This window comes from Pseudomonas lurida (assembly GCF_013522705.1).
GTDB classification, from domain to species: Bacteria; Pseudomonadota; Gammaproteobacteria; order Pseudomonadales; family Pseudomonadaceae; genus Aquipseudomonas; species Aquipseudomonas quebecensis.
Genome location: NZ_JAAMRE010000020.1, coordinates 1 through 18,114, shown reverse-complemented (window position 1 = coordinate 18,114; position 18,114 = coordinate 1). Strand labels below are relative to the sequence as shown.

Sequence of the window (18,114 nt, the reverse complement as noted above, 5' to 3'; positions counted from 1 at the left end):
GAAGCAATGAACCGCTCCATTAGCCCCATTCCTTCGAGGCTTTCCCGCAAGACAAAAACTCACCTCACTCCAGCAAAAACACCATCAGCGGATTGTCATTCAATCGCCCATTGAACGCCGGAGCCAGATGCTCCAACGGCGTCTGCTTCAACAACGCGGTTTCCTTGCGCGCGACGATCACCCATACCGGGCGCGGTAACGCTGCCAGGCGCTGCACTTGATCACGACCGACGAACAGCGGCTGTTCATCGTGATCCAGGTTCATCATGTAGCGCACCGCCCAGGTGTCCCGCGCCAGATTGACAAACACCAACGGCCCCGGCTGCGTGGCACGCAGGGCCTCGACCTGGCCGACAAACTGCCGCGTATCGAATTGCAGGTCCTTGGCCGGCTCCACCACGCTTACCAGCATCAGCCATTGCCCCAGCAGCGCTATCAAACTGAGCCACACCAAGCGCAGCGGCCGACGCCAGGCGATCAGCGCGGCCGCCTGCAGCACCAGCAGCGAGCCAATCAACAGCGGCAACGAGATGTCAGGCCAGTAACCGTGTTTCTCCCATGCATGCCGACACACAAACACCGCGACCACGCACAACGACGGCAAAGCCGCGACAAGCACTTCGTAGCAGCGGCGCACGCCAGTCAGCCAGCCTTGCGCCTGGAGCAGCCCATAGGCGGCGACAGCGGCGAACATCGGCACCATGGGCAGGATGTAATAAGCCCGCTTGAAATGCGGCACCGACAACCCGATCAGGATCATCAAACCGCAGGCTCCCAGTCGCACCACGAGCTGCATGTCATCATTTACCCAACGCTCAGACCAGCGATGACGCAACGCAAACAACGCTGCCAGCGCCAGGGGCACTACCGGAAAGTAGCGGTACAAACTCAGTTGGAAGTAGAAATAGAACGGCTCGCCGCTTTCATCCAGGCGCCCGCCCACTTGCATCCTGAATACCTCGGCGGCAAACCCCTCGCCCCCGCTGAACCGCGCGAGCTTCATCAGCAGCCACCAGCACGCCGCCAGCAAAATCAGTCCGATGATGCCGTGGATCAGTACCTGCCTGACCCGCTCACCCGGTTTGCCCAGCGCCCAATACACGCACACCACACCGCACACCTCGATCAACCCCAGCGGCCCGCGTATGGCAAAGCCCAGCACGAATAGCGGGAAGACCGCCAGTTGCCTGCATCGAGAACCCAAGCGCTCCCCCGTGTGCAGCAGATAGAAACTACCTACACAGAGCAACGCCACCATCTGATCCAGACACACCGAACGGGACTTTTCGAGCAATTGCGTGGTGAGCAGTGTCAACAGCACGCTGAGCAGCGCCCACTGACGACTCGAAGGGGCCAGCAAGCGATACATCAGCGCTACCACACCGGCGGAAGCCAGCGCCGTGGGCAGCACGTTGGCCAGATGATTGGGCGCACCGAACAGGCGGGCAAACAGGTAGCTGAAGAACGTCGCGGTGCCGGGGTAGTCCGCGTAGGGCTGGCCGTACGTGGTGGGAAAAAGACTGGCGCCGTGGCGATACATTTCTTGCAGGAACAGCGCCCAGCGCCCGTCAAATCCCTGCGGCTGCTGGTCCCAGATGCCCAGCGTGAACAGCATCAGGGCGAACAGAAAAATGCCCAGGGACTCCAGGCGAAAGCGGTTGCGGTGATCCATCGATTGACCTGCCAGGTAGAAAGCGCGGACCTATGGTGCCGGTCGCCCTGCTGAATAGCGCCTGAACAACCCTCAATCTTTCACCCTTCAGCGCCCGCCACGCCATACCAGTGCGGGCACCAGGCGCACGTAGATTAATTCGCCGACCAGCTCCACCAGGGTTTGCAGGATGACAGCCGTAGCGGCCAGCCCACGCACCTCCTCGGGTAATGCCAACGCCAGCGGCAGCACCACCAGCGAATTGCGCGTCGACGCGCTGAACGTCACCGCCCGCGCGGGCGCACTCGGCAACGCGAACAGCCGCGCGGCCAAGGCGCCCGTCAGCGGCGCCAGCAACAGGAAACCTACATAGACCGGAATGACCGGCAGCAACAGGCTGAAATCGCGCACTACCGACGTGATCTGCGAACCGATCACCACAAACAGCACCAGCGCCATCGCCGGCACCGGCAGCCAGGCCCAAGCCGCGCTCCAAGCGCAGACGAGTGCCGATCTGCGCGCCACAAACGTGGTCGCCACCGCCGCCACCATCGGCACCACAATCAGCAGCACAAACGCCTGCACAAACGGCTGCGCGTCAATCACCACGCCGGATTGCGCCCCCAGCATCAGCCCCAAGTACAGCGGCAACAGCAGCAACTGCAGCAAAAGCAGCACCGGCGTCGCCGCGAGCATCAACCGTGAATCGCCCTTACCGATATGGGTAAACACCACCACGTAATCAATGCACGGCGTCAGCAACACCAGCAACGCCCCCACCAGCAGCGCCGGACGCTCCGCCAAGCCAAGGGTCAGCCCCCACACCAGCAAGGGCACCAGGATGAAATTAGCCAGCAGCAAGGCCGCCATGAAGCGCTTGCGGCTCAAGCCTTCGCGCAGGTCCAGAAACGGAATTTGCAGGAACATCGCGTACATCAGCACCGCGATGGCCGGTGTGATCCACACACCCAGGCCGTGCCCCCACGAAGGCGCCAGCAGGCCGAAGCCGACAGCCAGCAGGACGGTGACGAAGTAGATAGGGATTTGGTGATGTTCGAGGGTGTCGCGGGTCATGGAAACGCCCTGGTGAAACGCAAAGGCGCAAGCCTAAGCATCTACTGGCGTGATTACCAGGCGAGCGGCTGGAACGGCGGGAACATGCCAGCCAATTAATGGCAGATACCCTTGGGATTTGCGCCAACCTGCGCTTCAATACCTGACCCAGATCCTGACCCCAAGGACGTGAGCCCATGGCCTCGCCGAACAAGCAGCAAAAACGTGCCCACCGGGCCAAGGCCAAGGCCAAACAGAACCGCACCCAGCGCGCGGTCGCGACTAAGCCGGATGCGTTCGCCGGCGATGACAGCCGTATCGATTTGGAGTCGGTGGATTTAACAGAGCTGTTCGTGGAGATGCGCGTTGCCGGCGAGATCAGTCAGCAAGCGCTATGCGCGGCATTCCTGGCCCACCCGCTGCTCGCGCTGGTACTTGAGCAGGAAGGCGAAGAAGAAGCTACCGACTTTATCCTGGCGGCACTGATCGAGTACCGGCAGTGGGCCACGGACAGCGATGATGAAGCCGCCGCACTGGCGTGGATCGAATCGCCGCAGTTTCAAGCGGACTACGTTGCCGCCTCCCAAACCCTTACCAACTCGCAAGACTGACAAAAAATGGGAGGGGCTTGCCCCCTCCCACATTGGAATGGCGGTCAGCTAAGCACCGCAGTCCCTACTCTCTGCGCCTTGCGACGGCTCGACACTATCAACCCGGCCGCCACCACCAGCAGGCTCAGGACGCCCGTCGCGATGATCTCCACGCGATGCGCTTCCTGGAACAGCATGATGGTCAACGTGCCCACGATGAACACCATCACCGCGTAGGTCAGGCCGGGGAACAGCCACATCTTGAAGACAATCTTCTCGCCTGCCGCCGTGCGTTTCTGGCGCATGCGCAGTTGCGACACTGCGATTACCAGATACACCAGCAAGGCGATAGCGCCGGAGCTGGCCAGCAGGAATTCGAACACCGCGGCCGGAGCCACGTAGTTGGCGAACACGGCAAGGAATGCCGCGCCGGTGGACAGCATCACCGCCCAGTAAGGCGTACCGCTCTTGTTGGTGCGTTTGGCCACGGCCGGGGCGTCACCACGACGGCCCAGGGAGAACAGCATGCGCGAAGCGGTATACAGCGCCGAGTTCAGGCAACTGGTCACCGCCACCAGCACTACCAGGTCAACGATCAGCTTGGCATTCGGAATGCCCATGCGTTCAAGCACGGTCTGGTAGGAACCTACCGCAGCCAGAGTCGGATCGTTCCAAGGCACCAGGGAGACAACAATGAAGATCGACAACAGGTAGAACAGGCCGATACGCCAGATGACCGAGTTGGTCGCCTTGGTGATCTGTTGGCCCGGGTTCTTCGACTCGGCCGCGGCGATGGTGACGATCTCAGTGCCCATGAACGAGAACATGGTGGTCAGGATGGCAGCCAGCACCGCGCCCATTCCGTTAGGCATAAAGCCCTGAGTGTCGAACAGGTGCGAGACGCCGCTGACCTGGCTGGTCGGCAGGAAACCGAAAATCGCCGCCAGGCCGAGGATCACGAAACCCACGATGGCCACGACCTTGATCAGCGCGAACCAGAACTCGAACTCACCGTAGTTCTTCACACTGAACAGGTTGGTGGCCGTCAGCAGCAGGGTAATCACCAGCGTGAACGCCCAAATCGCCACGTCAGGGAACCAGGCATGCAGGATCGTGGCGGCCGCGTTGGCTTCCAATGGAATCACCAGCACCCAGAACCACCAGTACAACCAACCGATGGTAAAACCGGCCCAATGGCCGATTGCACGGTCGGCATACGTGGAAAACGAACCGGTGTCGGGCGACGCCACGGCCATTTCGGCCAGCATGCGCATCACCAGCACCACCAACGTGCCCGCGGCGGCATAGGCCAGCAGCACCGCTGGGCCGGCAGCGGCAATCGCGTGGCCGGAGCCGACAAACAGACCGGCACCGATGACGCCGGCAATCGAAAGCATCGTGACGTGGCGCGGCTTGAGCCCCTGTTCGAGGTCATTGGAGCTTTGCGTACTACTCATTGACACACCTTTGCGAGGAATTGCGAAAACGGTCCGCCCGACCTGGGATCCTCCTCGTGAAAAGAAACCAACAGGGCGTTCTTTATTTTTTACGCAAGATTTGCGCCAAAATGTTACAAAGCCGCGATTGACGCGGGCTGTAGGACTTTTCCACAGCGCACGCAAGTCATTGAGAACAATGGCATTCCGCTATAGCGTTACCGAGCGACTCACTATTCAGGCCGATACGCGCACCAAAAACACACACAAAAATAAGTAGCGCCCCATAAAAGCGCCGATAGCGACCGTTTGCCCCTTTAACCCTTCCAACACCTGGCCAAAGCTGGCACCATCGCGCCCTTTTTGACGCGAAGCCTGCGGCGTTGCGGGTTCAAACGCTTGTTCGGTTGTTGACGACGCGACACGCCGCTGTGCCGATGCGACACCCTGCCGCACGCCGTCTGTTTACCGCCCGCCACGCTGTTGGCTGCCATCCGGACGCTATGCTAGCTTGGCGCCTCGCCATGAAGGCGGCCCTGCAGCAGGCACGCAGAACACAATGAGGACCCCACATGGCCGAGGCCACGCCCGCGCTTGAAATCCGCAACTTGCATAAACGTTATGGTGAGCTGGAGGTACTCAAAGGTATCTCGCTGACCGCTCGCGACGGCGACGTGATCTCGATCCTGGGTTCTTCCGGTTCCGGCAAGTCCACTTTCCTGCGCTGCATCAACCTGCTGGAGAACCCACACCAGGGCCAGATCCTGGTGGCCGGCGAAGAACTCAAGCTCAAGGCTGCCAAGAACGGCGAGCTGATGGCTGCCGACGGCAGGCAGATCAACCGCCTGCGCAGCGAAATCGGTTTTGTGTTTCAAAACTTTAACCTGTGGCCGCACATGAGCATCCTCGACAACATCATCGAGGCGCCCCGCCGTGTGCTCGGGCAGAGCAAGGCCGAAGCCATCGAAGTGGCCGAAGCCCTGCTGGCCAAGGTCGGCATTGCCGACAAGCGCCATGCCTACCCGGCGCAATTGTCCGGCGGCCAGCAGCAACGCGCCGCCATTGCCCGCACCCTGGCGATGCAGCCCAAGGTCATCCTGTTCGACGAGCCCACTTCCGCGCTTGACCCGGAAATGGTTCAGGAAGTACTTAGTGTGATCCGCGCGCTGGCCGAAGAAGGCCGCACCATGTTGCTGGTTACCCACGAAATGGGCTTTGCCCGCCAGGTTTCCAGTGAGGTGGTGTTCCTTCACCAAGGCTTGATCGAGGAGCAAGGATCGCCACAGCAGGTGTTTGAAAACCCGCTTTCGGCGCGCTGCAAACAATTCATGTCCAGCAACCGCTAACGGAGCAACATGCATGCAGAACTATAAAAAATTCCTTCTGGCCGCAGCCGTTTCGATGGCGTTCAGCGCCACGGCCATGGCAGAAACCTTGAAAATGGGGATCGAGGCGGCCTACCCGCCGTTCAACAATAAAGACGCCAGTGGCCAAGTGGTCGGCTTCGACAAAGACATCGGCGACGCCCTGTGCGCCAAGATGAAAGTCGAGAAGTGCGAAGTGTATGTGTCCGACTGGGACGGCATCATCCCGGCCCTGAACGCCAAGAAATTCGACTTCCTGGTGTCCTCGCTGTCGATCACCGACGAACGCAAGCAGGCCGTCGACTTCACCGATCCGTACTACTCCAACAAGCTGCAGTTCATCGCGCCCAAGGCCACCGACTTCAAGACAGACAAGGCTTATCTCAGCGGCAAGACCATCGGTGCCCAACGCGCAACACTCGCCGGCACCTGGCTGGACGACCGCAACATGGAAGATGACTACAACGTCAAGGTCAGCCTTTATGACACTCAGGAAAACGCCTACCTCGACCTGATCTCCGGGCGTGTCGATGGCATTCTGGCGGATAAGTACGTGCAGTATGAGTGGCTCAAAAGCAAAGACGGCTCCAACTTTGAATTCAAAGGTGAGCCTGTCGTGGAAAGCGACAAGATCGGTATCGCCGTACGCAAAGGCGACCCGCTGCGCGAGCGCCTGAACAAAGCCCTGGCAGAGATCAAGGCAGACGGCACCTACAAGAAAATCAACGACAAGTACTTCCCGTTCAGCATCGAATGATCCTAACGGCCTGCCCGGCGCGTTCGTTTGAGCGCGTCGGCTTTTAGCAATGCCTGCCGCGATATGAAAACACCATGAATTTCGACCTTTACGGATTCGGCCCGGCGCTCGCCGCCGGCGCGCTGATGACCGTCAAACTGGCACTCACGGCCCTGTGCCTGGGGCTGGTGCTCGGCCTGGCCGGCGCCCTGGCCAAGACATCCCCGTACAAGCCGCTGCAGTGGCTTGGCGGTGCGTACTCGACCCTTGTTCGCGGCATTCCCGAGCTGCTGTGGGTGCTGCTGATTTACTTTGGCACCGTCAACCTGATGCGCGCGCTCGGGGAGTTCTTCGGCAATCCCGACCTGTCCCTCAGCGCCTTTGCCGCAGGCGTCATCGCCCTCGGCCTGTGCTTCGGCGCCTACGCCACCGAAGTATTCCGTGGCGCGATCCTCGCCATCCCCAAGGGCCACCGCGAAGCGGGCGTCGCACTGGGGCTGTCGAAGCTGCGGATCTTCACCCGCCTGATCATGCCGCAGATGTGGCGCATCGCCCTGCCGGGCCTGGGCAACCTGTTCATGATCCTGATGAAAGACACTGCACTGGTGTCGGTGATCGGCCTGGAAGAAATCATGCGTCACGCACAGATCGGCGTTACGGTGACCAAGCAACCGTTCACGTTCTTCATGGTCGCGGCGCTCATGTATCTGGGGCTCACCGTACTGGCCATGACCACCCTGCACTTCCTGGAAAAACGCGCCGCCCGCGGCTTTGCAAGGAGCACCCAATGAGCGGCGACTACAGCTGGCTGGCGCATTTCGACCTGGGCCTGAACTGGGCCGTGATCATCAAATGGCTGCCCAAATTGGCACAGGGCGCCGTCCTCACCCTGGAGCTGGTGGCCATCGCGGTCATCGCCGGGCTGCTGCTGGCAATCCCCCTGGGCATCGCCCGCTCGTCGCGCCGCTGGTATGTGAGCGCCCTGCCTTACGCTTACATTTTCTTCTTTCGGGGTACGCCACTGCTGGTGCAGCTGTTCCTGGTCTACTACGGGCTGGCACAGTTCGATGCGGTGCGTAACAGCTTCATGTGGCCCTACCTGCGCGATCCGTTCTGGTGCGCCACCGCCACCATGACCCTGCATACCGCCGCCTATATCGCCGAGATCCTGCGCGGGGCGATCCAGGCCATCCCACCGGGTGAAATCGAAGCCGCCCGCGCCCTGGGCATGTCCAGGCCCAAGACGCTGTTCTATATCATCCTGCCCCGCGCCTCGCGCATTGGCCTGCCGGCCTACAGCAACGAAGTGATCCTGATGCTCAAGGCCAGCGCCCTGGCCAGTACCGTGACGCTGCTGGAACTGACCGGCATGGCGCGAACCATCATTGCCCGGACCTACCTGCCGGTGGAGATCTTCTTTGCCGCCGGTTTGTTCTACCTGTTGATGGCGTACATCCTGGTACGCGGTTTCAAACTGCTGGAACGCTGGCTGCGCGTCGATGCCTGCCAGGGACGTTGAGGCGCGCTTCCAGGCACTCGATGCCTTCCTGATCGAGCATCAAGGGCTGTGGAAACCACGGCCCTTTACCCATCGCCAACTGGCCTGGGAATCCCGACACCCCGAGCTTGCGCGCTGGCTGCGTCAACGCTCGCTGGACGACGCCGAAGCCAGCCACAACAACCCCTACGATCTTGCGGCGCCCGCGCCGTTTCCACAGCTTGCCGCGCAGGCTCGCCAGCTCAGTGCTGTGGATAAGTTGCCGACCCGCCCCCTGCCCGCCGCGCATCACCGCCTGAATGTCGATGTGCCGGGCCGCAAGTGGCAGCAGATCGAGGCCTTCGGCGCCGCCCTGCAGTTCGCGCAAGCCCCCACGCACTGGCTGGACTGGTGCGCCGGCAAAGGCCACCTGGGCCGCCGCTTGCTGCAAACCGGGCAACAGCTGACTTGCCTTGAATATGACCCGGCGTTGGTCGCCGCCGGGCAGGCACTGAGCGATCACCATGGCCTGCCCGCGACCCATCGCCTGCAAGACGTCATGGCCGCCGTAACCATCAGCGCCGAACACACACCCGTCGCCCTGCACGCCTGCGGTGACCTGCATGTGCGCCTGCTGCAACTGGCCAGCGCACAGGGCTGCAAACAGCTGGCCCTGGCGCCCTGCTGCTACAACCGCATCAGCGCACGGACCTATCAACCATTGTCCGAGGCGGGCCGCGCATCAACGTTGCGACTGTCGATCGAGGATCTCGGCCTGCCGCTCAGCGAAACCGTCACCGCCGGCAAGCGTGTACGCCAGCAGCGGGACACGTCCATGGCCCGCCGCCTGGGCTTCGATCAACTGCAACGTCAATTACGCGGTTGCGACGAGTACCTGCCCACCCCGCCTCTGCCCCCTGCGTGGTTGAACGCGCCGTTCGCCGACTACTGCGAGGCGCTGGCGAGTCGCAAAGGTTTATCCACAGGCCAGCAGGATTGGGCCGCGCTGGAGGCATACGGCTGGGCTCGCTTGGCCGAGGTGAGAAACCTGGAATTGGTACGCGGGCTGTTTCGACGACCGCTGGAAATATGGCTGGTGCTGGATCGCGCGCTGTTTCTGAAGGAACAAGGCTACCGCGTTGAACTGGGCAGCTTCTGCGATGCCGCTCTGACACCGCGCAACTTGATGGTGCTTGCCGAGCGCGATCAAGGGGTAAATTGACGCAGCCCAGCCTGTGGATAACTCTGTTGATGGTTTATTTGCGAGGCCTCTGAACGCCTGGGTCACAGACAAAAAGCCGTACTGGTCATTTTTTGTTCACATCATAAAGTGCACTTAAAACAGGCAGTTAAACCCAGATGAGAAACGCTCCACAAAAAGAGTGTTTCTTAATGACGCATCCAACCGATTGTGCATAAGCGTCTGGCTTAAGCGAATAAACCGCGCTCTACGCGGCTCTTTTGAGCGCGATCAATAACCGGCACAACTCATTGATATCGGCAGCTGCCGGGCTGGACGCTGCGTTATCCAGCGGGTCGGTGGCAAAGGCCAGGGCTTGGCTGATGAGCGCGTCGCCGCGCACGACCACCGAGGGGCTCGTCCTGCGACGCAGCTTGAAGGCTTCGAGCATCTCTCGGTTAAACGCCGAGTGCTCATCCAGTTGATTGATCACGAAGTGGCAACGTGGCGCGCGCGCCCGCTCAAGGTAGGGCGTCAACAGGGCGTCCAACTGATCCTGAGTACCCAGGCAAGCGGCATTCGGCTGGGCGATCACCAACACGATGTCGGCCACGCTCAGGGCTTGATGCACATATACATTGTTACCGGCAGGCGTATCGATGATCACCGTGTGGCCTGCGCTCAGCCCCATGGCCGAGAGGTGCTCGGCCAACCAGGCCGGCTCGCGCGTGAGCCAGCGCTGCAGGCCTTCCTTCTGGCGACTGTCGGTTTCGCCGAAAGGGATCACCTGGCAACCGGCGAACCCCGCTTGCAAGGCAGTGGTCCACGGCGCGTTGAGCAGGCTGCTGCGCCCCACACCGGGCCGCAGGTGATCAACGCCGAAGTGCTGGCGCAACGCGTTTTGCGGGTCCAGGTCCACTGCCACGACCGACTCACCCAGGCGTTGCAAGCCGCTGCTCAATGCCGTGACCAGCGTGCTACGACCCACGCCGCCATTAACCGAGACCACAGCCACCACGGTAGCGCGCAACGGGGCGGCTTCGACATGCGAGGATGACGGATTACCGTGAGTCCCATGAGGGTGGATGCGCGAGCCATCTTCACGGTTCACGCGGGTGCCGTCATCAAATGGAATACTGCCGAAAAAGTGCAGCCGCGCATTTTTGCCCTTCGGGTCACGGGAAACGCTGTTGCCGAACAAGGCAAATAAATCATCGGTGCGGCTCATGGCCGGGGCTCCTTCGCAGCGCCGTTGGAAGACGTGAAAGGTCGGCCAATCAGGTCTGCCCGTACGTATTCTTGTCAGCATGTTATGGGCTGCATTCTGGGTCAGGCCCAATGAAGTGTCATTATTTTGATCAAAAAACCATCAGCCTTTCAGACGAGCGGAAAACTGCCAATTTACTGACGAAAAATACCGTCATTTGCTGGGCGGTGATTTCATCGTGCCATTGTTTTTTACCCGCCATCCCCGCACCATTGCGACACCTTCCAGGCTGCACGTTTTGGGTAAGCGCAGTGGCGATACGCTTCAAACTCTCGCGGTTCCTCTACAGCCTCGCCATCACGGTGGTGTTGGGCGGTGGGCTGCTGGGCGACTTACTCGCCGACTGGGATTTCAGCCAGATCAGCCGCAAAGCCGAAGCGTTGTACGGACCATTGGGCGCGGGGCGGCAGCGCATCGATGCCTGGCAACAGCTGCTGGCCACGCAGAAGCAGGTCAGCGAGAGCGAACAACTCAAAGTGGTCAACTTGTTCTTCAACCGTCAGTTGCACTACGAAGAAGATATCGACCTGTGGCACGAGGTGGATTATTGGGCGACGCCCATTCAGTCCTTGTGGAAAGGCGCCGGCGATTGTGAAGACTATGCCATCGCCAAATACTTCAGCCTGCGTCATCTGGGCGTACCGGCCGAGAAACTGCGCATTACCTACGTCAAGGCCTTGCGCCAGAATCGTGCGCATATGGTACTGACCTACTATTCAAGCCCCGAGGCCATGCCTTTGGTGCTGGACAGCCTGATGGACCCGATTCTGCCGGCCAGCCAACGTCCTGACCTGCTGCCGGTGTATGCCTTCAACGGCGAAGGGCTGTGGCTGACCGGCGCAACGGGCAACAAGAAAGTCGGTGATACCAAGCGTCTGTCGCGTTGGCAGGATGTGTTGAAGAAAATGACCGCCGAAGGGTTTCCGACCGGTTCGGATAATTAACAGGAGCTACGATGTCACTGTTCAAACAATTGCTGATCGCTATCTGCGTGTTCCTGGTGGTCGCGTTCAGCGGTAGCTTCTTCGTCAGCCTGGAAAGTTCGCGTACCCAGTACGTCAATCAGCTGCGCTCCCACGCCCAGGACGCCGCCACCGCGCTGGCGCTGTCGTTGACACCGAATATCGATGACCCGGCAATGACCGAACTGATGGTCAGTTCGATCTTCGACAGCGGCTATTACGCCAGCATCCGCGTGGTGGACCTGAGCACCAACCAGGTACTGGTGGAGCGCGCCGCCGAGCCGGACGCCAGCAGCGTCCCAGCGTGGTTCGTGAAGATGATCGGCCTGGCCCCGGCCGGCGGCGATGCCATCGTCAGCCGTGGCTGGCAGCAGGCGGCGCGGGTGGAGGTGGTCAGCCACCCAATGTTCGCGCTGGCCAAGCTGTGGCAAAGCGCGTTGGGGAGCCTCGGCTGGCTGCTGCTCTGCGGCGCGGTGAGCGCGGTACTGGGCGCGCTGTTGCTGCGGCGTCAATTGAAGCCGCTGGATTATATGGTCGAGCAGTCCCATGCCATCGCCCGTCGTGAGTTCCTGAGCTTGCCCGACCTGCCCCGCACCCCTGAGCTGCGCCGAGTGGTGCAGGCCATGAACCAGATGGTGGAGAAGCTCAAGGCGCTGTTCCATGAACAGACCGAGCGCAGCGAGAAGCTGCGGGTAGAGTCCTATCAGGACAGCCTTACGGGCCTGGCCAACCGTCGCTATTTCGAGATGCAGTTGCAGTCCCGCGTCAGCAACCTTGAGGATGCAAGCTCGGGCTACCTGCTGATGTTGCGAGTCAACGACTTGAGCGGCCTCAACCAGCGCCTGGGCGGGCAACGCACCGACCAACTGCTGCAGGCCGTCAGCCAGCAACTGGTGCGCACGTGCGCCAAGTACCCCGAAACCCAGAACCTGATTACCCGCAGCCGTGGCGGCGAGTTCGCCGTGCTCGCCCCTGGCCTGGTGCGCGATGAAGCGCAGCAACTGGCCCAGGCGCTGGAAAACACCCTGCAAAGCCTCTATGAAACGGGCGCCACCGATACGCCGACCGTGGCCTACATCGGGCTGGCACCGTACAAACCGGGCGATGCCTCGGCCGACTTGTTGATGCTGGCCGACCAGGCGCTGGCCCAGGCCGAAGCCGGTACCGGCCAGACATGGGTCTGCCTGGAACACCAGACCCAAGGCACCGTCGGCGACGATCACCACAGCTGGCACACCTTGCTCGACAACGCCCTGACCCAAGGGCGCTTCCGGTTGTTTTTCCAACCGGTGGTGAGCAGCAGTGATACCCGGCAGGTGCTGCATTACAAAGTGCTGTCACGTTTGCTCGACCCACAGGGCCAGACCATCGCGGCGGGCCACTTTTTGCCGTGGCTGGAGCGCTTCGGCTGGACCGCGCGCCTTGATCAGCTGATGCTCGACCTGGTGATCAAGCACCTGACCCAACACAGCCCATCGGTGGCCTTGAACCTGTCGGCCGCCACCTTGAACGACCCTCAGGCGCTGGAGCGTGTTTTCGAACGCCTGGCGCAGCATCCCACGCTGGGACCGCGCCTGACGCTGGAGATCGGTGAAGAGCAAGTGCCTGAGCAATCACAACTGGAGCGCCTGACCCGACGCATGCGCAGCCTGGGCTTCAGCCTTGGCCTGCAACGTTTCGGCGGGCGTTTCAGCATGATCGGCAACCTGGCGAACCTGGGCCTGGCGTACTTGAAAATCGACGGCAGCTACATCCGTACCATCGATCAGGAAAGCCACAAGCGGTTTTTTATCGAAGCGATCCAGCGTGCCGCTCACAGCATCGATTTACCGCTGATTGCCGAGCGCGTGGAAACCGAAGGTGAATTGCGCGTGATTCGCGAGATGGGCATTGAAGGGGTGCAAGGCCAACTGGTCGGTGAACCGGCGCCCTGGAAGTAGCGGCGAAGCCTTCTTGACGGCCGCGCCGTGAAGCAGGCGTACGCGGCTCAGATCAAACCGGTTTCATCGTCATTGATCAGTTCGCTCAACCCGCCCAGCGCCGCCCGGGCCTGGGTACGCTCAAGGAACTTGACCTGCGCGGCGGGTGGCAGGTCAGTGATGCTCATCACGTTCTTGGTGATCAAGACCTGGATCAGGTCATCGAGCACTCGAATCATCTCAAGGTCACTTTGCTTGAGCTGCTTGAGGCTGTTGTCGACCGCATCGTCGGCGAACCACGCCTGAATCTCGTGATGGTCGGCCGGTAGCGTCTCGGTGGCTTCGGCGTAAGCCTGCGCCTCGACGCGCACCAAAGCGTTGTTCTGATCGCGTTGCACGTAGAACATCAACGTTCTCCCAATAAAAAAATCCCTGCAGGTGCCGCGCGCGGCCTCTGCAGAGATTACACACATTTTCCCGACGCTGATGCCCAAGGGGCGCCAATCCCGAAAGATTGGCGCCGCCGCAGGATCAGTCGTGATGCTTGACGGTCAGGTCGCCACCGGCGATCAGGCTGTTGATCGCGGCGCTGCCACTGCCCCAGCTCGCGCCATCGACCTTGATCGTGACATCGGCCGTGCCACCACCTGAAGCGGTGAATGCGCCCGTGCTGCTGACACTCAGCGTCGAGTTGCCCGAAGCATCGGTTGATAGCTTCAGATAGTTCGCCAGGTTGGTGTCGTTATTGCCTTGCAGCAAATCGGACAGGTCCAGCTTGTCGCCTTCGCCGTGCTTGAAGTCGGTGATGCGATCGAAACCGCCGTTGGTGTTGGTGTCGCCCTTGAGCCACACGAAGGTATCGGCACCCGCACCGCCGCTAAGCACATCATTACCTTTGCCGCCCACCAGGATGTCGTTGCCGACGCCGCCGGAGAGAGCGTCGTTGCCGCCCTGGCCGAACAGGATGTCGTTACCGGCGTTACCGATCAGGGTATCGCCGCCGTCATTGGTGCCATAGATGTTCGACGCGTTGGCCAGAGCACCGATGTCCTGCACGTGTTCAGTGATGTACTGATGCAAGCTGCGGTCATCGATCTGGTCGACGGTGGTGGACAGCTTCTCGGCGGCGAACGCCTTGAGCGCGGCACCGCCCTCCTGGCCTTTGTAGCTGATCAGGTCACCGAAGATGATGTCGTTGCCCGAGCCGCCGAAGACGTTGTCGGCACCGGTATCGGCCGTGTGGCCAGTAATGGTATCGGCCAGCTTCGCGGTATCGATGGTGCTGACTGTCTTGTCGCTGTCGAAGTACTTCTGAAGCATGTCCTTATCGACGCTGTTGCCCAGGCCGATGGCTTGTACCTCAACCCCACCCGTGACGGAAGTCGTCAGCGCCGTGTAAGCGGCCTTGGCGTTTTCCAGCGCGTAATCATAACGGCCGGAGTTGCCGGTAGCGCCCGCGACATCGAAACCACCACGGCCATCGGAGACAACATACCCTTCGAAGCTCTTGGTGCCGTACGAATCGTACGAGTAAACCTTGCCGTCTTTGTCGACAATGACCTGCGTCTGACCGTAGATCGTTGCAGTGACCGGAGTGGTCTGGCCCAGGGTGTAGGTGTAGGCGTTGACCTTGTTGTCAAAGGTAACGTTGGACCCCCACCAAGAGCTGGTATACCCCAGGCTGATGTTGTCGTACGTAGCGTTGTAGACATTCGGCTCACCGTCGGTAATGAAATACGTCAGGTTTTTTGCACCGGCGTTGCTGGTCGCGTCATTGCTCTTGAACCAGGCAGTTGCCGCGTTGAAGGCATCCTGGTAGTTGGTCGCGTCGCCCGAAGCCATGCTGTTCAACACTGTCTGCAGGGCGGCCTTGGCAGCAGCCTGGTCGGCCAGGTTGACTGACACCTGCGATTCAACCTTGGTATCGAAGTCGACCAACAGCACTTTCACCACGCCGGACCCCGTCAGCTTGGCGTTGGCGATCAAGGTATCGAAGATACTCGAGAGCTGGGTCTTGATCGACGTCATCGCGCTCGTCTCGATACTGCCCGAGGTGTCGACGATAAACGCGATGTTGTAGTTGGCACCCGGAGTGGTGATGCCACCCTTGTCGCCGACCACGATGTTGTTGGCCGAGCTGGAGCCCAGATCAATGGTATCCGCCGCCGCACCGCCTTCCGTGACTGGCGTGTAGACCTGAGGCTTGACCGTAATGGTGGTCGTCGCTACCGACGAACTCAGGCTGTTGCTACCTTCGTTGTCAGTCACGGCAATGTCGATGGTGCGTTCACCAATGGCTGGGTACTTGCTGGTGCTGGAGTACTGGAACGACTCAAGCAACGCTTTGTAGGTCGCCGCATCAGCCACTCCCGACAGAGTCAGCACGATCTTGCCGCTGACATCCGTGCCGACGCTGGTCACGGTGACACCTTTGTAGGTACCGCCCACAGCCACCAGGTTGGAGCTGAGCACGTCACCCGAACTCGCGTTTTTCAGGGTGATGGTCGCGCTTTGCATCTGGGTGCTGTCGACGTCACTGATGGCCACGTTGCCGGTAATCGCAACGCCGCTGGTACCGCGCTCGGTGTATGAAGTGTTGAAGCCCGTGGCGACAGAACCGTCCGCGGTGCTGAGGTCCAGGGTAGGCGCGTCGTTGACGGCAGTGACCACGATGCTCACTTTGCCGGTTGTGACCGCTTCAACGCCGGTGCTCAATTCTTTGGCGGTCGCTTTCACGGTGATATCGAAGCTGGCGGTGGAATCCTTGAACGGCGTAACCGTCAGGGTCTTCAGGTTCCAGGTGCTGACATCGTACAGCGTGGATGCGCCGGTCGACGTGAAGCTGTGGCCCGTGGTGCCGTCAGTGATCACGGTGCCGGCGGGCAGGCCGCTGATTTCCACCTTGTGGGATTCCGAGCCGTCGTTGTCGACAAACGTGGTAGTGATCGGCGCGACCTTGATGGCGGTGTCTTCCAGGCCACGGTTGTAGACGTAGCCGGTGTAATAGCCTTCGCCATTGACCACATGGCTGTCGCCCAGCACCGCGCCGGCCGCTTTCAAGGCGTCCACGCTGGTGTAGGTCTGCAGGCCGCTGTTGCCCAGCGACATCGACGGGCCGCTGTTGATCGACACATTGACGTCGTAGTTGCCGCCGCCGGCCTGGTTGTAGTGGTAGATGTCGAGGGTGTAGTAACCCGACTCCGCCGGAGTGAAGGCCGTGCCGGTAATCGCGCTGCCCTTGCTCCAGGTTTCGGTGGCGACCAACTTGCCGCCCACGGTAATGGCCAGGCTGTCGTCGGCGGTGCCGGTGAAGGTGTAGCTCTTACCGGCTTCCATATAGACCAGGCCGGACACTTTGGTCGCGGTCCCCTCAGCCACATTGCCGTTGCTGACGTTGCTGGTCACGCCGCTGGTGATCGCGCTGGCGGCGGTCTTGGCGTCGATCACGCGGATCAGATCGCTGGAATTGGCCACCCCGTTACCATTGGTCCCCAAATCAGTGCGCAGGTTGCCGCCGCTCCAGGTTTGAATGATCAGGCCGGTCGGCACAGCGCTGAATGCGCCGACCGTCACGACAGGAACGTCCGTCACCGGGTGGATATCCACAGTGATGATCTTGGTATCGCTGTAGGCAGTGCCGTCGGTAGCCTGAAACTTCAGCTGGGTGTAATCGACTTGCATGTTGCCCACACCGGTGCCGCCGAAGCTGTTGTCACCCGACTCGTTGGCCGCCGGGGTGAAACGCACGTTGTGGTTATCGAAATCAGACTGGCTGAACGCCTTGCCCGCCGAGGTATCGGTCTTCAGGTCCGCCGACGTCAGTTTGACCCACGTGCCGTTGACGTTGTACTCGATGGAACCGGCAGGCAGGCTCGTGAACACCACCTTCGGATTGGACGAGTCCACATCCTTGACACCGAAAGTCGCCCAGGTCAGTTCGACCGAGGTGTCCTCATTGCTCGCGACAACACCATTGGCTGCCGTCGGCGCATCGTTGACCGCCACGATGTTCACATTGAGCGTGCTGCTGGAGCCGGTGTTGGTGGTGTAGCCGATCTGTGGGACGTCGCCGTTGAAGTCTTTAACCGGGGTGAAGGTATACGCACCGTTGGCACCGATGGTGATCGAACCAACGCCTGTAATGACGGCGGTTTGGCCGGCGGTGTAAGTGGTGCCACCGACGTTGAAGCTCGCCACGGTCAACACGTTGTCCACGTCGCTGTCGTTGGTCAGCACGTTGCCGGTGGCAACGGTGTCTTCCTGCGCACTGCCGGTATCAGCCTTAAGAACACTCGGATCATCGACCGCCACGATGTTCACATTCAGCGTGCTGCTGGAGCCGGTGTTGGTGGTGTAGCCGATCTGTGGGACGTCGCCGTTGAAGTCTTTAACCGGGGTGAAGGTATACGCACCGTTGGCACCGATGGTGATCGAACCAACGCCTGTAATGACGGCGGTTTGGCCGGCGGTGTAAGTGGT

The 18,114-nt window shown here is 60.9% G+C and carries 15 protein-coding genes; 8 read left to right on the top strand and 7 right to left on the bottom strand.

Annotation, left to right across the window (positions count from 1 at the left end):
- Window positions 1-64: 64 nt before the first annotated feature.
- Together G7025_RS16815 and G7025_RS16810 are read right to left on the bottom strand one after the other, a co-directional pair.
- Entirely contained in the window at window positions 65-1,672 is a 1,608-nt protein-coding gene (locus G7025_RS16815; protein ID WP_181080270.1) for an ArnT family glycosyltransferase, read from the bottom strand.
- A gap of 87 nt (window positions 1,673-1,759) precedes the next feature.
- Window positions 1,760-2,725: an arsenic resistance protein gene (locus tag G7025_RS16810; RefSeq protein WP_181080269.1), complete on the bottom strand. Its 966-nt coding sequence runs from the start codon at window positions 2,723-2,725 to the stop codon at window positions 1,760-1,762.
- A gap of 176 nt (window positions 2,726-2,901) precedes the next feature.
- On the opposite strand from G7025_RS16810, the gene G7025_RS16805 reads away from it, so the two are divergent.
- Window positions 2,902-3,315 (top strand): hypothetical protein, encoded by a 414-nt coding sequence (locus tag G7025_RS16805; RefSeq protein ID WP_181080268.1) that lies wholly within the window; start codon window positions 2,902-2,904, stop codon window positions 3,313-3,315.
- Window positions 3,316-3,359: 44 nt separating this feature from the next.
- On the opposite strand, the gene gabP is transcribed toward G7025_RS16805, so the two are convergent.
- Entirely contained in the window at window positions 3,360-4,751 is a 1,392-nt protein-coding gene (gene gabP, locus G7025_RS16800; RefSeq protein ID WP_181080267.1) for a GABA permease, read from the bottom strand.
- A 551-nt stretch (window positions 4,752-5,302) separates the two neighbouring features.
- Between gabP and G7025_RS16795 the strand changes: the two genes are divergently transcribed.
- From G7025_RS16795 to G7025_RS16775, 5 genes are all read left to right on the top strand, one after another.
- A complete protein-coding gene (locus tag G7025_RS16795) occupies window positions 5,303-6,076 on the top strand; it encodes an ABC transporter ATP-binding protein (RefSeq protein WP_181080266.1) in 774 nt (257 codons plus the stop codon).
- 13 nt (window positions 6,077-6,089) lie between these two features.
- Window positions 6,090-6,851 carry an ABC transporter substrate-binding protein gene (locus G7025_RS16790; RefSeq protein ID WP_181080265.1) on the top strand — a complete coding sequence of 254 codons (762 nt, stop codon included), beginning with the start codon at window positions 6,090-6,092 and terminating at the stop codon, window positions 6,849-6,851.
- A gap of 74 nt (window positions 6,852-6,925) precedes the next feature.
- Window positions 6,926-7,621, top strand: coding sequence for an ABC transporter permease (locus G7025_RS16785; protein ID WP_181080264.1), 696 nt, complete (start codon window positions 6,926-6,928; stop codon window positions 7,619-7,621).
- A gap of 38 nt (window positions 7,622-7,659) precedes the next feature.
- Complete coding sequence (locus G7025_RS16780) at window positions 7,660-8,349, top strand: ABC transporter permease (protein WP_181080340.1); 690 nt, start codon at window positions 7,660-7,662, stop codon at window positions 8,347-8,349.
- Window positions 8,330-9,529, top strand: a complete 1,200-nt coding sequence (locus G7025_RS16775) for a methyltransferase (protein WP_181080263.1) — start codon at window positions 8,330-8,332, stop codon at window positions 9,527-9,529. The genes G7025_RS16780 and G7025_RS16775 overlap by 20 nt, the downstream gene beginning before the upstream one ends.
- A gap of 226 nt (window positions 9,530-9,755) precedes the next feature.
- Here the strand turns inward: G7025_RS16775 and bcsQ are convergent, their stop codons facing one another.
- Window positions 9,756-10,715 (bottom strand): cellulose biosynthesis protein BcsQ, encoded by a 960-nt coding sequence (gene bcsQ / locus G7025_RS16770; RefSeq protein WP_181080262.1) that lies wholly within the window; start codon window positions 10,713-10,715, stop codon window positions 9,756-9,758.
- 130 nt (window positions 10,716-10,845) lie between these two features.
- Window positions 10,846-11,022, bottom strand: coding sequence for a hypothetical protein (locus G7025_RS16765; protein ID WP_181080261.1), 177 nt, complete (start codon window positions 11,020-11,022; stop codon window positions 10,846-10,848).
- Between G7025_RS16765 and lapG the strand changes: the two genes are divergently transcribed.
- Together lapG and lapD are read left to right on the top strand one after the other, a co-directional pair.
- A complete protein-coding gene (gene lapG, locus G7025_RS16760) occupies window positions 11,006-11,698 on the top strand; it encodes a cysteine protease LapG (protein WP_181080260.1) in 693 nt (230 codons plus the stop codon). The genes G7025_RS16765 and lapG overlap by 17 nt on opposite strands.
- A gap of 11 nt (window positions 11,699-11,709) precedes the next feature.
- Entirely contained in the window at window positions 11,710-13,656 is a 1,947-nt protein-coding gene (lapD, locus tag G7025_RS16755; protein ID WP_181080259.1) for a cyclic di-GMP receptor LapD, read from the top strand.
- 47 nt (window positions 13,657-13,703) lie between these two features.
- On the opposite strand, the gene G7025_RS16750 is transcribed toward lapD, so the two are convergent.
- The gene (locus tag G7025_RS16750; RefSeq protein ID WP_181080258.1) at window positions 13,704-14,042 is read right to left on the bottom strand and encodes a tryptophan synthase subunit beta; all 339 of its coding nucleotides are present in this window, start codon (window positions 14,040-14,042) and stop codon (window positions 13,704-13,706) included.
- A gap of 124 nt (window positions 14,043-14,166) precedes the next feature.
- Window positions 14,167-18,114, bottom strand: a 3,948-nt coding sequence (locus G7025_RS16745) for a beta strand repeat-containing protein (protein WP_181080257.1), incomplete at its 5' end; no start/stop codon positions are given.

Coding starts and splice junctions, on each gene's coding strand:
- gabP (WP_181080267.1), bottom strand. CDS start 4,751: ATGAGTAGTACGCAAAGCTCCAATGACCTCGAACAGGGGCTCAAGCCG.
- G7025_RS16790 (WP_181080265.1), top strand. CDS start 6,090: ATGCAGAACTATAAAAAATTCCTTCTGGCCGCAGCCGTTTCGATGGCG.
- G7025_RS16750 (WP_181080258.1), bottom strand. CDS start 14,042: ATGTTCTACGTGCAACGCGATCAGAACAACGCTTTGGTGCGCGTCGAG.
- G7025_RS16795 (WP_181080266.1), top strand. CDS start 5,303: ATGGCCGAGGCCACGCCCGCGCTTGAAATCCGCAACTTGCATAAACGT.
- bcsQ (WP_181080262.1), bottom strand. CDS start 10,715: ATGAGCCGCACCGATGATTTATTTGCCTTGTTCGGCAACAGCGTTTCC.
- G7025_RS16785 (WP_181080264.1), top strand. CDS start 6,926: ATGAATTTCGACCTTTACGGATTCGGCCCGGCGCTCGCCGCCGGCGCG.
- G7025_RS16810 (WP_181080269.1), bottom strand. CDS start 2,725: ATGACCCGCGACACCCTCGAACATCACCAAATCCCTATCTACTTCGTC.
- lapD (WP_181080259.1), top strand. CDS start 11,710: ATGTCACTGTTCAAACAATTGCTGATCGCTATCTGCGTGTTCCTGGTG.
- G7025_RS16805 (WP_181080268.1), top strand. CDS start 2,902: ATGGCCTCGCCGAACAAGCAGCAAAAACGTGCCCACCGGGCCAAGGCC.
- G7025_RS16775 (WP_181080263.1), top strand. CDS start 8,330: ATGCCTGCCAGGGACGTTGAGGCGCGCTTCCAGGCACTCGATGCCTTC.
- G7025_RS16815 (WP_181080270.1), bottom strand. CDS start 1,672: ATGGATCACCGCAACCGCTTTCGCCTGGAGTCCCTGGGCATTTTTCTG.